Here is a 15,555-nt window from a genome sequence, read left to right as displayed (position 1 = left end):
AAATTATAGATTTGTAATTTCGAGCACCATATGGAGAAGTTTTTTATACTTTTACGAACATAGTGACCTTTAGGAAAAGCTTAAAATAACACCAAACCTAAAGGGGAATAAGAATGAAACATCTCGCTTTTATTACTGCTGTAGCCGGACTCGGTATGTCTGTTCAGGCCCCAGCTCAGATATATGAATCGGCCTTTAAAGACACGAACGGTATTGAGATCCACGCCCCGTCTTCTCGTCTTATGCTTAATCCGGCATCACCGGTAACTTTGACACTTATTTCAGGTCTTGATCGTTTCGTTAATGTCAAAGTCACGAAAGACACTGGAACTGTCATTCTTAATACTACGACTACACGGACGGGTGTATCAGACCGACTAACAGCTGCTGACGGTAGTGAGTTCTACGGCAAAAAAGTAACTTTGCCTGCTTTGGGTGAAGGCAAATTTGTCGTTCAGATAAACGTGTTAGATCTCAATCAGAAGCCTGTAGCGACCTATAACTATAACTGGCTAATTGATGTCACCCCTCCAGCGGCAAATGCTCTTACCGCTAATACTGGTTCTGGCTCTACCGCTGGTGACGTGTGGAAGCTTGGATTAGAGGCAACGGGGCAGTATGACTTCACCTCTTCGGGCGTAAGTGATGCAAATGGTATTGATAAGGGCCTAATATATATTTACAGGCAGGACGGTAGCCTCTACAGCACTACACAGATGCAGTATGACGTATCCGGCCAAAAGATGTACCACACTTACTCTAAGAATTCAGTTAAGGGAACCGGAATACCAGACAGCAACCTGGATGAAGACTTTACTGCAAAAGTTGTTATCTTCGATAACGCAGGTAATAGCCGAACGCTGCCAACTCAAAAATTTCGCTACGACAACACGCTGGGTGAGATGACACTGTGGGCCGTTCATGATCCAAATACGTCTTCCAGCGTCGTACCCGGGGTTTCTAATTATCCGGCTTACAAAGCCGGTATGGTCGTTAACGAAAACCCTATTCGATTAGTCTACCGGATCCCAAAATCTAACTACCGTGCTTATTCAGAAGGTGGGCTTCAGTTCATCAATCAATATTCCGCCCCCAAAGAGATAGCTGTAGACAGCACTTATGCTTATGTTGAAATGACTCTTCCCTATGGCTCAATTAATGGGGATATGGCTCGTATGGCGAACTTTGGCCAGTGGGGAGGGTATTATCCGTCATACAGCCTCGTTCTAAACCCATCTGCAAACCAAACGCCTGCATTTGCGGGTACCTGGGTAGATTTCCTCGATGATAAGGGGAACTGGGTTAAGTGGAAGGATTTTGAGAGTGTGGCTTCATCACGACTGCCAATTAAAATTTCCCGACTTCGTTTTAACGTTGAAGCCCGGCCCTTTGCACAAGAGATCGGCGGTAAGGCGACCTGCACCATTCCGGCAGGAAAAACCTCGTGTGAAGCGCCTGAGACGTTTGATATGGCCTTGGGTACCCAGGGCTACAATAGGATCCTTTACTTCGTTCGCAGCATCAGCAATCCCATTTTGCGGTCTGAGCAATGGATTATGACACGCTGGAACAATAAACAACTGCCGGTAATAAACTCGATATCATATGACGAGACTAACAAGCAGCTGGATGTACTGGCGTCACTTGAAGGCGATGGTAACTGGTTCGACTCGGTCTCATTGAGGGAATTTTATCTTTCCGATAAGAACACCGGTACCCGGATGTCACCCACAGGCGTAATCAAATCTCGTATCTCAGGTAACTACACGATTGCTTATGATTTATCCCGTCAGTCTGAAGGAAAATACAACGTTGAGGTCAACATCAGGGACTTCTTCCAGAACCAGACCAATAAAACTTTCGGAGAAATTGCTCTGGATAACACTCCTCCGACAGTGGCCATAACATTCGACGGAAAGCCGGTAAAAGACGATACGGTAGTGTACGGCCTGGAGAACCTCAGGATCGCTCTGGCAGATAATCTGACAACCCCGAGGATAACCCGTCTTCAGCTCGTAGGTGGCCCCACAGCTGATAACGTTGAGCTTACGTGGTCACCGGCAGGCAAAGATACATACATGCCTGAGTATCCGAGGCTGTTCCCAAATTTCGAACCATCTGAAAATTATTCAATTAGCGTAACAGTTGCCGATAGTCAGTCGAATACCAAAACCTATACTCAGAAGTTCAGTTATCTACCGAATAACCTTGTGCAGTTACATAATCTACGCACATTATCGGTCAGTTCGCCTCTCAAAACGACAGATGGCGTACCCCTTGCGTACCTGTCCACTAACGTTCTGCGTAAGACAAATGGAGAAATTGCTAAAGGGGTCCAGAACGCAACGCTGACTGTGCGGAAGGATGCAGCCTTCGGTATTAAATTTAACGGGGCACAGGCGGCTCCAGGTGAGTCAGTTGAGGTGCAAATAGATATGGGCCAGGGGGATAATCTTCTGTTACCCGTTTATCCTTCCGAAAATGGGAAAGTTGGCACCTCAGAATTCATGATTCAGATCGACGAGTTGAAGTAACTACCCGGAGCCGACAGTAAAACTGACGGCTTCAATTTTACTGCCCTCCTTGACTCCGATCAGCCAGTACGTCTTCAGAGATTCGCAAGGAAGAACCGAAAGAAAAGTTACTTTAATCGTACGTTTCCAGCGATGCTTTTAAAAGACAATGCACACTCGTTGATTACGACAATGGGAGTGAGTGTCGAAACCCTTGAGTAAGGATACCCGGTAAATATACAGCCCCGGGGATCCTCTTCCTTCAACCGGGGATGACAACGGTAGTGAGTCCGGCAACTCACTCCCGTTGTCACTTCTCTGACATATCGTCATACGAGCTTACTCAAGTGCATCCACAAAGATGGGATCGTTTTGAATCTAAACTGGTACTGGTTAGCCAGTCACTTGCATCTATTCCCCCGTCGATACTTAAGTGACAATTGTAGTGATCTGCAATACTGGTGTCTCAGAAACACTGACGACGGTAGAGACTCAATACCCTAACCCCTGACAACAGGAGTGAGCTTAGAGGTGTTACGCTGCTGTCACTTAATGCTTGGGAATTGCCTGACTCACAACCATTGTCATCCGGAGCTACTGATTAACGTTGAACCGCTGGACTTTAATGACAGTGGTAGTGATGGATAGGCTCATTTCCATTGTCGTCATTTTATCGGACAAGCCTCTTCGTCCTACAGGTTTAAGCTGACAATGGTAGTGATTGGATGATCTCACTACTGTTGTCACTCAGTTCTTTGAGCGGACCCTTCCCTCGGTTGGTCGGCATTAACAACGGTAGTGACTCGATTGGCTCACTGCCATTGTCATCGTGTAAATGACGTACCTTATCAGCTCAGCTGAAAGCAATGACAACGGAAGTGACTCTAATTGCTCACTGCCATTGTCGTCGTGTCTATTGAGAGCCTTATCAGTGCACCTGAAAAGCAATGACAACGGTAGTGATTCTAATGGCTCACTACCGTTGTCACCGTGTGTATTGAGAGGATGGTCCACTTAACTGGACGTCTATGACAATGGTAGTGACTTTAATAGCTCACTACCATTGTCGGCGTGTGAATTGAGAGGATGATCAGCTCAGCTGTACGGCCATGACAATAGTAATGACTTAATGAGCTCACTACCGTTGTCACCCTGTTAATTAAGAGGCTCATCTGCTCTTCTGGAAGGCTATGACAACGGAAGTGACTTGCTGGGCTCAGTGCCATTGTCGCCGTATGAATTGAGAGGATCATCCGCTCTTCTGGATGGCAATGACAACGGTAATGACTTAATAGGCTCACTACCGTTGTCATCCTGTAAGTTAAGAGGTTGATCTGCTCAACGGGACGACTATGACAACGGTAGTGACTTGCTGGGCTCACTACCATTGTCACCCTGTGAATTGAGAGGTAGATCCGCTTAACCAGACGTCCATGACAACGGTAGTGACTTTCTGGGCTCAATACCGTTGTCACCCTGTGATTTAAGAGGTTGACCCGCTCTACTGGACGGCCATGACAACGGTAGTCACTTTCTGGGCTCACTACCGTTGTCGCCACATAGAATGAGAGGAGCATCAGCTCAGCTGAACGGCAATGACTACAGTAATGAGCTGGATGAAGCATAACCATTGACATCTGGCCCAACCGGAAGCCGTATTCGCCAATCCAATCGAGATTCACAATGGCCGTGACTCGCCGCATTAAGTTCCGGTGTCCTCCCAAAGCTGAACGCACACTCGGAGGACAATGACAATGCCAGTAAGGTACACATCATTACCATTGTCACTATAGCTACCAGAGAAGCCGGGATTTGAATGTCGATGGTAGTGAGTGGGTCAACTCACTGCCATTGTCACCCCGTTACGATATTTTCCGTTGGATGTACTGGCCAATGAAGTAAAGCGTAGAAACCGGGTGTTAACAGGTGACTCAGGAGAAAGCGTTGAATTCGCAATCTCGATCTACATAGGGTGGTAGAGAACAATGACAACGGTAATGACTTTTGACTCATTACCGTTGACGTGAAAGAGCGGGCTGGGACTAACGAAAATCGAAGAAGTAATTTAGCACCCGGAGCCTGAACCGCCGGGTTAACTTTAGCTGGCGTTGCTGTTCTTTTTCTGGCTTCGAAGACTACGAATATAGCGCAGTTCTTCAGCGGTTAAATCATGGACGGTAAGAACATCATCGCCGTCTATCGGGTCAGCTGGTGGGCATAACTCACCTTCTAAAACAGAAGACCCTGAGTTCTCTTCTTCATCTTCAACCACTTCTAAAGGAGGCTGAGTATTGTTCAAATTCAGATCGGGATCCCGCTTATGAATCTGGAAGTATACTTTTCCGTCTTTCTTAATTTCGGTGTACTGGAGGTATCCTATCGATGCCAACTCTTCAAGAGCCTTTCTCACGGTAGCATTCTGACTATTTGCTCGTGTTTTGAGGTTCAGACGATTTTTCAGCCGAGTAAGGGATATCGGTATAGGATTTGGCGGTAATGACTCTATGAACGTATAGAGAGCCTGGGCGCTTTCCTTCTTGGCCAACTCCTTAATTGCCTTCAGCTGCATCAAAACCTTATGATCGTATTGATAGAGCTCGAAAATCTTAGGATCAACCTGAAGGACAACCTGATCTGATTCCGGGTCTAACAGGGCAGACTGTACCAGATGCGTTGTATAGACTTTGGACGAGTTATTACTGGTGAACGACAAGGTAACGGATGCTAACCTGCGTAAGGAGGCGTCTATACGTTTTCTGGACGCTGTAGATGAGCGATAATTTTCAGGCGTACATAGCTTGAGGAATTCAGTGAATTTTAAGCTTATCGTGTCATTGTTAATCGGATGATTGGCATAGGTTCGAATGATGCCCATCCACGTCTTAAAATCTACTGACATATCAAGACGCTCACCGACAATTGAAATATTGGTGAACCCCTCGCTCTCCATTAAAGAGAGCGTCTGTAACTCTTTCGTTGCGTCAAAGCCAACCGTTTTATATTCCCGATTTTGACGCCCCACACTCTTTGGTGATGGGACGAACAGCCCGAGCCGCATCAAAGCAATAGACTGCACCGTACGGTTGCTGTTAGGACGCAAAATGATGTCTTTACCTGATTCTTTCTCTCTAACAGAGAAAGCCCTGGTGACCAGGTCCTGCTGCTCAGTATCTTTCTCTTTAGTCATAATAAGTTATCACTGAATGTGTAAACAGATTGGTGAATAGTAAGCCCCAGCGAACTCTATGTCACTGGATGGATCATTGTGATGATCCATATCTGTGCATAAGTTCTACCTAAAAAAACGACTCCACTCATTAAAACTTGGCAAAAACTCTTTGCATACAATGACCTGCAACTCTTATCAACAACGGATCAGATCAAGTTAAAAAGATCTAATGAAAAGTCACTACTATTGTCGCTCTGATCACTACTGATGTCAAAAAACTCATTACCAACGTTATAATAATCACTACCAATGTCAAAATAATCACTACTGTTGTCACTGATCACGTCTCAGGCCTTGTGCCGTCTGGCCTGGAGGCAGCGGGGATCTCTTTTGATCTATCAGGAACACTAAGGTACTAATTATTGGAACTACCTTGTGGAAAATGGGGATAAATAAATGCTTAGTTCTTATACAGGTCTCAACTTGCCTCCCTGATAAAAACTGTCGTCAAAGCTAAATCACAGCCACAGGCATTTTCGGTGGATAAATTTTTGAGAAATAGAAGCATACATGCAGACTCGTGTCGCAAGTAATTGAAAGTAATAATTTATTTAAATAATGCGAGTCACCTTACCTTACAGTGGAAGTTTAAGTCTAACCTCACTACCATTGTCACTTAAAATCATTACCAACGTCGAAATAGTCTCTACCATTGTCTTTTAAGTCACTCCCGTTGTCACTTATGTCGCTACTGTTGTCAGTGACAATGCTCCAGCCCAGTAACCATGCGGCCTACAGCGTACCGGGATCTTCTTTGTACTCTCTGGCACCTTTGGGATCATTTATTGGATCTACATGAGGGATAAAATCTTTTGACGATTTCGTAGTGCAGTTATACCAGCGACTTAGCAAGACAAAAGCTGCAATTTAGTGACGAGTTACTAGTCTGCCCAACAAGAGCAATGCAGAGAAGATATGTGGTGAAATGACCATGGTAGTGAGTCTAATCACTACCATGGTCCGCAGTAAGCGTTACTTACGCAATGAACGTCGGACTGATTTGCAACAACATGGGCTACGGCGCATCAGAAGACGGCCGTTGTGCTTCAGCAAAACAGCCCTGCTTTATTTTAATTCTTCAATGTTAATCATGAACTCAGATCTGCCTGTAAGGCCGGATACAGCAGGGAAAATAGGAAAGCTACGGCTGTCCCCGAGCCCCAAATCCAGTTGAAGCTCTTTGCTTTCACCTGGCATCGCAGAAACACCATTTACAGTCACGCCGAATGCAGCGTCCTTACGGACAGTAAGCACTGCGTCCTGAAGCCCTGTAGCGATTGAACCATCCTTTTTACGCAGCTGGCTGGCATACAGAACAGCCAGAGGAGTATTGTCAGATGTTTTGAGAGAAGCATTGACAGCTAAGGTTTTCAGATTCTCTAGCCTGACGAGATTGTTTGGAAGGTAGTTAAATTCGACTGAGCTTTCTTTAACGTTGTTCATCTCATCTTTGGCCTGAACTGTGAGAGTGTATGTTTCGCCTTCATTAAGAGACGGAAAGATCTTGGGATAATTAGGTGCATACAGGTTGTTTCCCAGATTCACCCAAGACAATTCCACCGCATCAGAAACAGGGCCACCGCGAAGAGTCATACGGCTTAAGGATGGTTTAGTTAGAGCATCGGTGAGCTGTATACGGACGTTCTCCAGCCCATATACTGTTACGTTTTTGCTGATCGGTTTTCCTTCGTAGCTAATACTTACAGATGGTGCTGTATTATCAACGACAACAGTTTGATAAGGGAGGTTACCGGTATTGTTGAATGTATCTTGGGCATTAATTACCACGTTATAACTGCCTTCTGGTACCTCTTTCATGTTGAACTCATACGTGTAGTTCCCAGACGCCATATTTCTACCTGTTTGTTTGCCGGTTACGCTTATTTCTGCGTTGTTACGGTTTTTATCTGACAACCAAACTCGATTTACATAAACATGGTCGAAATATGAACCATCTCCAGGTTGATTCACGTAAACCTGGAGAATGTTGGTGGTTTCAATGTAATCAAATCCAGTGACGGAGGGACCCAGTGTATGCCAGGCTATATTCTCCCATATAGGGGCAAAGAAGGTTGCTTCGGTGGTTGACCTTACTTCATAGCCACTATGAAGATAGCCGGTAGTGCCATTTATAATATCCTGGGGCAAAGAGACGGTACAGGTTGTTGAGCCAGCTGGAATACTGCATGTTGCTCCGCCAGTGATTTTTTGATCATATGGCCTAGCCTGTACATTGAACCGGATATTAGTAAGTTTTATAGGCATATCAGATGCCTTGAACAGGTTCCAGTTTACGCTGTTGAACCATGTTCCATCAGCCTTTTGTCGTTCTATGGGTGAACTTCCCCAAGCCGGACTCTTTACAGAGGCAGGATCCCAGTTGAGCCAGCTGGCATACTGACCAAGATCTCCTCCAGACCATTGATATGTATTCACAGGTCTATAGTAGTTTCCATCTAAGGCACCCTGTGGCAGCTTAACTTCCACGTAGACATAGGTGGCATCTTCGGAAAGGACCTGTACTCCGCCATAGTTATTGGTAATGCTCATGCCACCATTTCGATATGGCTTCCAGTTAGTTCTTGGGATACGTATAACCAACTTGTAGGGGTTTTCCAGCACTGTAAGGCCTCGTTTAAACGGGACGTATCCCGAAGAAATGCCGGGTACAACACTGGTGCTTACACGTGAGTCATGAACTGCAAATGGCGTAAATTCTCCCATTTGATCGTCATATAAAAACCGCTGGGGAGGAATGTTAAGCGTATTTCCTGCCAGGTCCGTAACGATGAAATTGAAGGTGAATTCTTCATCAAGATCACTTGAGGGCATGCCAGCCTGGGTGTTCATATCTTTAATCCACGGATAGAACGCACGTTTATTGGCTGTGTCATAACTCAGGTTATTGTCGGAGACCACAGAACCATTACTTCGTTTAATGACAAGACGGATCTTGGCAATTCCACTAGCATCCTCAATACCGTCTGCAAATATAGAAAACTGGCCACTACCGCCTCGGCCCAACTCCCAAAGTGGCCCAGAAAGTACCATGTCGTAACCTGCGTTTTGACTCGGATAAATACTCTTATAGCGTGGAGGAGTTGTATCAACGATGAAATGATAAGTAGATGTGCTCACTACAGTCTGGCGAATATCCAGAGTTTCATTGACTACAGTAAAGGTCCCTTCTCCGAGCGCCGGTAGAACCATATCCTTTCCATAGTATTCTGTTCCATCGGCAGCAACGATACGATCTGCAACGCTCGTTTTGGTCGAGACGGAGGAATACATAACCTTTTTATCGCTGTCTCGTGTGACCGTCACTCGCTCGTACCGATCAAGACCCGATATCAAGTTCAGAGTCAAAACACCAGCGGGATTAAGATATGTTTGTGTTGCAGGCTTAATATTCCGAACAGCCTTATTGGTATCTGTAAATGAGTAGCTAAATACCTGAGCATGTGCCGAAGATACAGTAGCAAGGGCAGTTGCAACCATGCAGCCAATTAGAGTTTTACGCATATGATGCTCCGGGAATAGGTTATAGCCTTATTCTACGGATTCAGCCTACAAGGTCCGGTCGGATAAAGTGATAATTTGCCTGTTAAAAGAGACATCAAGTGAGAAAGCAACCAACGTACAGAATGCAAAATGGCGGCAGTGCATCTGGATGACGCAAAAGTAACTTTTTGTACCCACTTTTTTGGATTTTAGCCTTCAAAATGAGTATTCAACCAATCATAAAAGTAACTTTTGATAGACGCTGCTCCTTTATGTTTGCCAATTGTGCTGATATGTTTTTAAATTCAAGGAAGCGAGATTTTAAAAGCATCTGTTGAGTCAAATTTATGTAAAATAACAGGGTAACCATCACTTCTAGGTTGAGGAAACCCAATGTTATACATGCTCTTATGCTGTTTTCTGATGCTCAACAGTACATTCGTTATGTTCAGAGCAATGTCTGCAATAAGTAAAGGATCCGCTAAAGAAAACCGGTCTGAAATATCGCTGATAGTCCTAGCAACACTTGGAATTGCATCACCATTCATTGTCGCAATGATTACTATTAATGAAAGTATGACATCTAAAACAGTAACAGATTTTTCTTTGGGTGCTCAGTGGTCCGGAATGGTTTCAGCGGTAGCGCTAATGGGGTTATATGCTCGACGCGTTTGGAAAGAGAAGAAGTCCTTATTTACTGGCGCTTTCCTGGCCTCTTCCTTAATGGCCTTTATTTTTACTGACAGCCTTGTTTTCGTATCCCAGAAGGACACCGGCGTTCTGGCTACTTTCGTACTCGATAAAAACGCTGGAGATATTGATTGTAGTCGCCCGGCTATGATTGTCCATTACAGTAAAGGTGTTCCAACGGACTGGCGTTGCCCAACCAGTATCATGTTGATGGCGTATTCTTCATATCCTTTTTTACCTTGGCCTGAGTATAGCCATGGTACCAGCCAGTCTCTTACGGTTGTTATTGATACATTTATGGAAAACGCTGTTAATCTCAGTCAAAAATAATAAATAAACCTCTCTAGTGAGAGGTTTTATAAACCTGAGCCACCAATCTAATTAACTCTATATTTTTGTTTTAGCTTTTTTAAAGGTAGACTTACCGAATAAAACAGCAATTATAGAGCAAAGGCCTGGCGTTAGGACAAAAGCTAATAATGCACTGCCAAAACTTGTCATTTCAGGCACCACGAACCAGCTGATAGGCCACGTCAGGGCAGGTAAATTTAGCGGATCATAAAGCGCATGTAGAGCGCTTAACACACAGTAAAGTGCTAAAAAGCAAACTAGATAAACAACGATCCACATTTTAATTTGCTCAGCAATTTCAAATTTAGGACTGCCCATGCTTTACCTCAGTGGCTGAATATTGATGGTTAATATCTTTAATCACCCGTAAGCACTTAGTGCATACCTTAGTTCGATTTGTCTGCTTGTCCAGAGTGTATTTAACTTCAAGTTGACCTCCAGCATTAAGCAAAGTGAGCATCTCATCTTCTAACACGCTTCGGTAAATGGTCTTGTCCGAGAGTGTGCCCGGTAACGAGTACTCAACATAATTGTTTGAAACTCTTACCGATTTAGGGATTTTACCACTGAGCTGGATTTCATTCGTTGAAGGCATTACAGTTACTTTAATCACAGTTGCCGGTGACCAGAAATCCTGATAACGCACTTTATGAATTTTATCAGCTCTAAGGCCTAACCACACATTTCCGGCGATAAGAACAATAAGCAATCCATAAACTGATCGTCGAATGTTACGCCTTTTAATCACAATGTCCCCCATCCCTCAAATATCATTCTAAATAACTGCACCAGGATATCATGAGCGTAATTAAAAGAATTCTTCATAACCGGGGTTTTCAGTTGAGTTTGCGGACTCTTTACTTTGCGGTTTCTCGCCCTCTATTTGAGTATCCCTGACAGGTTTGGATTTACCCATGCTCCTCTGAAAGGTATCCATAACAAACTCAATATCTTCTTCTGGCAGGCTGGTGGGTTGGTTGCTCATAGGACTTCCTCTTGTTGAATACGTTCGGCGTACAGGATGCGAACCGAAACGGTCGTGTTTTCAAACTCGTTCTCAAAAACGTCCATCCATTCCGTCCGGAATTCTTCCCCCAGAAGGTTATCGAGCCCCTGAAGAGATAATGGAAGAACGGCTGCTAGAGATCCCCCGGCTGCGAGATGAGATGCAGCTGCCTGGAGATGCAGCCTGGCCCGGTTATCGGCAAAAGGTGGGTTCATCACGACATAATCAAACTTCTTCTGTTGATTAGACTTAGACCATGTGAGGAAGTCAGCTTCTGTCGTATCGTATCCCTTAGCCCGGGAGATAAGGCAATTCAAAGTATCAAGCTCGATGCCAGTAACGATCACACCGGCAGGGAATGATTTAAGCAAATCCGCATGGCCAATATTAGGCTCCAGGAGGGTATCCCCTTCCCCTGCACCGAGCAGGGAATATACATATTCGCTGATTCGGCAAGATGAAGGGTAAAACTGATGCGATACAATATCAGGCATCTCCCCTATCTGGCCGATGTAACGAATAACCTCACACGGATCATAGGAAAATGTCACATCGTATTTTGTTACTGTTGCCCCTAAGAACCGAAGGGTGTCAGCGGCAACACTCGAAGATTTGCGTTCGGCGAGAGACCCTAAAGATGTCCAGCAACTCCATTTATTGTCCCCGTCATTTTTAAACATTAGTTCAGAAAGCTGCATCCGGGTATCAAAGTCGATGCACTGCTTAAGTACAGGGAATGCCTCCAAAGATTTCTTGCTATGAGCCATGCGGTCGGCAGGTAATGCCAGCGGTACGATAGCTGATAAAATATTGTTAAGCCGCTCGGCGATATCAGGGTGGACGTCAATATGCATTGATCCATTTTTGTAAACCCTGAAACGAATACTGTTGCCATCGATGCAGATCCATTTTCTGAACCCCTCATGTTCGACCAACGCCTCAACCAATGATTTGGTGTTATGGATCGCCTTCACCTGTTCGCCACGGAAGAATGCGCATATAACGCGGAGCTCGCTCAGTGGTGAAATGCCAGACTCTTTAAAATCCACCCTTAATTTCTGCCAGGGGTATTTAGACGGCTCGCAAACTCCGGTAGTGATCATGCGGGTGGAGAACCCAAAAGCTTTGTTTGTCTTATGACTGCGGCTCAGAGACTGGAAGACGTCGTAAACCCTTTCTTTAATAAATTGATTGCGGTCATTAAGCAAAGCAACGACTGTGCCTACTACAGCGTCAGCTGTGAAATCAGGGATCACCTGAGGCGGCATAATATAGCGGTCGGCCGTAAACTGCTTATCCCATTCGTTACGTTTGGCATCCGACATGATAGGCAAAACATCAGTGAGTGCCATAACGCGTTTCCAGTATTCAGATCTCAGAGCGTTTTCCGCGAACAAGGCATCCGCTTCAGAGATACTGTGGTTGTAGCCTGAGAGATAAGAATAAAGTTTCTGGTGATTGTGGGTTTTGAACTGGACAGCCATGTGTTTCAACAAGCAGAGTTCATCATTATAGGACTCAACAAGATCCGCGATAATGCCGAGCTCTTTGCGCATATCTGGAAGAAATGTTTCAGAAGAGCTAACCACCAGGCTATGAGAGGTTGTTAAAGCCAGTACGCTGTGACCTGCATTATCGGGTTTAGCTTCAGAATCAAGAGATGACATTTTACCGGTCCTTTAGAAAAAACTTTTACCAGGATAGCAACGTCGCTCTGTAACCTAATAGGTTCAGTGACACGAAAAAGTTTTTTATGTCTCTGAATAAAACTTAAAGATGTCAACTCATAGAAAGAAGCAAAAAAAAAGCCCCGCATAAACGGGGCAAGAACGATACATGGAGGTTTAAAAAAGGCGGGCAAAAAGCCTGAATCCTTAATGACTCTGACAAAACCAACACTTTGCCAAAAGTAAATTATTCTGCGTCCGGCTGTGGGTCAGTATCCTGATCGGTCTCTTCCCCTGCCTTCTTAGCATTTTTTTTACGTGGGTATTTTGGCTTCTCACCATTAAGTTTTGCCTGACGATTCTCCGCACGGCGAAGCTGCTTGTTCTCTGATTCTGTGATCTCTTTTGAAAGATTTCTCAGCATCTCCAGAGTACTGCGGTTCAACGTAATGTTGATTTCTTCGTCAGCACTTGAATCTGTCATCTCCGGCAATTCAATATCCCCCAGTTTCTGTAATAAGCTGGTGGTGATGAGTTTGACGCCTTCTACGGCTTTTGTGGCAATAACCGGCGGAATCCGTGCTGGCTTGAAGTCTGAAGGTCTGACTCGTACCTGACCATGTTGGGTTTTTTTCACCGTGATGCCATTCGCATCGGCCTGCTCAAGTTCCGCGATCATCTTCTTGATACGTGAAATTGCTTCTGTTTCACCGAGCTCATCGATCAGTGAAAGCACGTTAACATACGAAATAGCGTCAGCATGAATCCATTTCTTGATAACAACAGAACAGGTTGTCAGGCGGATAAGAGAACTGATGGTCGTCGGGCTTTTATTTTCACGTTGAGCAATTCGTTCGAGTGACCAGCCAGCAAGAGAATGTAGGCGACGATAGGACTCGCCAAGCGCAACAGGAGAAAGCGCAAGACCACGGTTACCATCAATGGTCGCGAGCTCACAGCCAATTTCATCTTCTTTAATCTCAACGCAAAGGATTGTGATGTCATGATCTTCATCACATGCCATCATTGCGGCTTTTAAACGGCAGTGCCCCTGGCGAACAAAAGGTACCCCATCAATGACACGTACTCGGATAGGGTCTACATAGTCACCTCGAATGTAGGCATTCTTGATGTTGTAGATGTGTTCTTCAACCTCAGGGAGCTTATAGTAATCGTCACCCATTCCCATTTCGCGGGAGTTGAAGCCTGGCGTGACCTGAATTACTGAAGGGTGGATAGCCCATGCTTTCTGGTCACTTACTTCAGTACAAAGTTCAGGGTTTGCATCACGGAACTGTTTAAGCCCAGTGACGTAACGACCTGTGCCAGTAACTACTGAAAAGGCAACATGGGCCGTTTTAAAGACCTTGTCATTAGCTTGCTGTGTAGGTTCTGTCAGTAAAACACTCATAGGGGCTCCGTTACATTTTTCTGCTTACTTTCTGCGTAGCGGGGATACTACCGAAAAAAAAATCCATAATTTTTCGCAAAAAAGGTACTTTTTGAGCCTATTCTGATTTTTCACAAAAAAAGAGGGCTCCCCATTTCTTGTGATGGCATCAAAATCGCTTCATAAACAAAGACATAAATCCAAAACATAAAGTTCAGGTATCAGTGAGGAAAAATCTTATAAATCCGCAATGCTGAAAGTCAAAACTGTGCGTCTTAAACAACTTTTTTTTGCTCCCTAAGTTATTAGTTAAAGCCCGTGGTTAGGTACGATACCAGCACCTAAATTTCTCTCTCAGGTATAGACACTTTGACTCGACATCTCAGACACATGCCGATAATCAAATGGGCTGGTGGAAAAACGAAACTGATGCCTTTCATCAGCCATCACTACCCACACGATCATAGTTGCCGGTGGGTAGAACCCTTTATAGGCGGTGGTGCCGTTTTTCTGAACATGTTTGCACAAAATGCATTGCTTGCAGATAGCAATCCAGACTTGATCAACCTATACAGGACTATTCAAAGACAGAAAACTAACTTTATAAATCAGGTCCAAAACCTAGCGGATAAAACCTTTGTCGAAAAGGACTACTATGAGATGAGGGACCGTTTCAACAAAACCTGTATTTCTGGTCAACCGCTTCAAAGAGCGGCTTTGTTTTACTCCCTGAATCGCCTGGGCTATAACGGTATGTGCCGCTATAACTCAGAAAGAATCTATTCAGTGCCCTGGGGGAAACATACAGAACTGAAGCTTGACTTCAATAAAATAGACTACCTTTCATTTCGTCTTTCAGGTATTGAACTGATCACCGCTGGTTTTGAGGAGACTCTGGCCGCAACCGGCGAAGGAGATCAGATTTATTGTGATCCGCCATATGACAAAACAAGCAAAACTAGTTTTGTCAGTTACGATGGTAAACCGTTCAGCCAAAGCGACCACGTGCTGTTAGCAAATATGCTCGTTGACGCTCACAGAAAAGGCGCTGCTGTTGCGATATCAAATAGCCTGACACCATTCACTTTGGGCCTCTATGAAGAGCGTGGATTCGTCATACACAGACTCAGCGCTTACCGATCCGTAGGAAGTAAGCCAAATACACGGAAAACGGAAACAGAAATACTGGCCGTGCTGAAATAGAGTTA

Annotated in this window: 10 protein-coding genes; 3 read left to right on the top strand and 7 right to left on the bottom strand. The window is 44.7% G+C overall.

Going from position 1 to position 15,555, the window contains the following annotated elements:
- The first annotated feature begins 113 nt into the window (after positions 1–113).
- Positions 114–2,534 carry an Ig-like domain-containing protein gene (locus H2Z33_RS12125; protein WP_000681217.1) on the top strand — a complete coding sequence of 807 codons (2,421 nt, stop codon included), beginning with the start codon at positions 114–116 and terminating at the stop codon, positions 2,532–2,534.
- 2,077 nt (positions 2,535–4,611) lie between these two features.
- On the opposite strand, the gene repHI2 is transcribed toward H2Z33_RS12125, so the two are convergent.
- Together repHI2 and H2Z33_RS12115 are read right to left on the bottom strand one after the other, a co-directional pair.
- Positions 4,612–5,700, bottom strand: coding sequence for an IncHI-type plasmid replication initiator protein RepHI2 (gene repHI2, locus H2Z33_RS12120; protein WP_000159528.1), 1,089 nt, complete (start codon positions 5,698–5,700; stop codon positions 4,612–4,614).
- 1,107 nt (positions 5,701–6,807) lie between these two features.
- Entirely contained in the window at positions 6,808–9,264 is a 2,457-nt protein-coding gene (locus tag H2Z33_RS12115) for an Ig-like domain-containing protein (RefSeq protein ID WP_001232713.1), read from the bottom strand.
- Positions 9,265–9,636: 372 nt separating this feature from the next.
- On the opposite strand from H2Z33_RS12115, the gene H2Z33_RS12110 reads away from it, so the two are divergent.
- Positions 9,637–10,263: a hypothetical protein gene (locus H2Z33_RS12110; RefSeq protein ID WP_000966518.1), complete on the top strand. Its 627-nt coding sequence runs from the start codon at positions 9,637–9,639 to the stop codon at positions 10,261–10,263.
- Positions 10,264–10,320: 57 nt separating this feature from the next.
- Here the strand turns inward: H2Z33_RS12110 and H2Z33_RS12105 are convergent, their stop codons facing one another.
- The 5 genes from H2Z33_RS12105 to H2Z33_RS12085 form a co-directional block, all read right to left on the bottom strand.
- Positions 10,321–10,602, bottom strand: coding sequence for a hypothetical protein (locus H2Z33_RS12105; protein WP_000535423.1), 282 nt, complete (start codon positions 10,600–10,602; stop codon positions 10,321–10,323).
- Positions 10,589–11,032: a hypothetical protein gene (locus H2Z33_RS12100; RefSeq protein WP_001805248.1), complete on the bottom strand. Its 444-nt coding sequence runs from the start codon at positions 11,030–11,032 to the stop codon at positions 10,589–10,591. The genes H2Z33_RS12105 and H2Z33_RS12100 overlap by 14 nt, the downstream gene beginning before the upstream one ends.
- Positions 11,033–11,092: 60 nt before the next feature.
- Entirely contained in the window at positions 11,093–11,269 is a 177-nt protein-coding gene (locus tag H2Z33_RS12095) for a hypothetical protein (RefSeq protein WP_000070862.1), read from the bottom strand.
- The gene (locus H2Z33_RS12090; protein ID WP_000096325.1) at positions 11,266–12,957 is read right to left on the bottom strand and encodes a DUF4942 domain-containing protein; all 1,692 of its coding nucleotides are present in this window, start codon (positions 12,955–12,957) and stop codon (positions 11,266–11,268) included. Before H2Z33_RS12090 ends, H2Z33_RS12095 begins: the two co-directional genes overlap by 4 nt.
- A gap of 247 nt (positions 12,958–13,204) precedes the next feature.
- On the bottom strand, positions 13,205–14,368 hold the full coding sequence (locus H2Z33_RS12085) for a hypothetical protein (protein WP_000114860.1): 1,164 nt from the start codon (positions 14,366–14,368) through the stop codon (positions 13,205–13,207).
- 369 nt (positions 14,369–14,737) lie between these two features.
- On the opposite strand from H2Z33_RS12085, the gene H2Z33_RS12080 reads away from it, so the two are divergent.
- Positions 14,738–15,550 (top strand): DNA adenine methylase, encoded by an 813-nt coding sequence (locus H2Z33_RS12080; protein WP_001121574.1) that lies wholly within the window; start codon positions 14,738–14,740, stop codon positions 15,548–15,550.
- Positions 15,551–15,555: the final 5 nt, after the last annotated feature.

It is taken from the genome of Enterobacter sp. YSU, assembly GCF_016082135.1.
Classification (GTDB): Bacteria; Pseudomonadota; Gammaproteobacteria; order Enterobacterales; family Enterobacteriaceae; genus Enterobacter; species Enterobacter hormaechei_C.
The sequence above is the reverse complement of the archived record's forward strand: the minus strand, read 5'-3'. Positions and strand labels throughout refer to the sequence as shown.

Excerpts from the sequence above, each read along its gene's own strand:
- H2Z33_RS12095 (WP_000070862.1), bottom strand. The coding sequence starts at position 11,269 with ATGAGCAACCAACCCACCAGCCTGCCAGAAGAAGATATTGAGTTTGTT.
- H2Z33_RS12105 (WP_000535423.1), bottom strand. The coding sequence starts at position 10,602 with ATGGGCAGTCCTAAATTTGAAATTGCTGAGCAAATTAAAATGTGGATC.
- H2Z33_RS12080 (WP_001121574.1), top strand. The coding sequence starts at position 14,738 with ATGCCGATAATCAAATGGGCTGGTGGAAAAACGAAACTGATGCCTTTC.
- H2Z33_RS12085 (WP_000114860.1), bottom strand. The coding sequence starts at position 14,368 with ATGAGTGTTTTACTGACAGAACCTACACAGCAAGCTAATGACAAGGTC.
- repHI2 (WP_000159528.1), bottom strand. The coding sequence starts at position 5,700 with ATGACTAAAGAGAAAGATACTGAGCAGCAGGACCTGGTCACCAGGGCT.
- H2Z33_RS12090 (WP_000096325.1), bottom strand. The coding sequence starts at position 12,957 with ATGTCATCTCTTGATTCTGAAGCTAAACCCGATAATGCAGGTCACAGC.
- H2Z33_RS12115 (WP_001232713.1), bottom strand. The coding sequence starts at position 9,264 with ATGCGTAAAACTCTAATTGGCTGCATGGTTGCAACTGCCCTTGCTACT.
- H2Z33_RS12110 (WP_000966518.1), top strand. The coding sequence starts at position 9,637 with ATGTTATACATGCTCTTATGCTGTTTTCTGATGCTCAACAGTACATTC.
- H2Z33_RS12125 (WP_000681217.1), top strand. The coding sequence starts at position 114 with ATGAAACATCTCGCTTTTATTACTGCTGTAGCCGGACTCGGTATGTCT.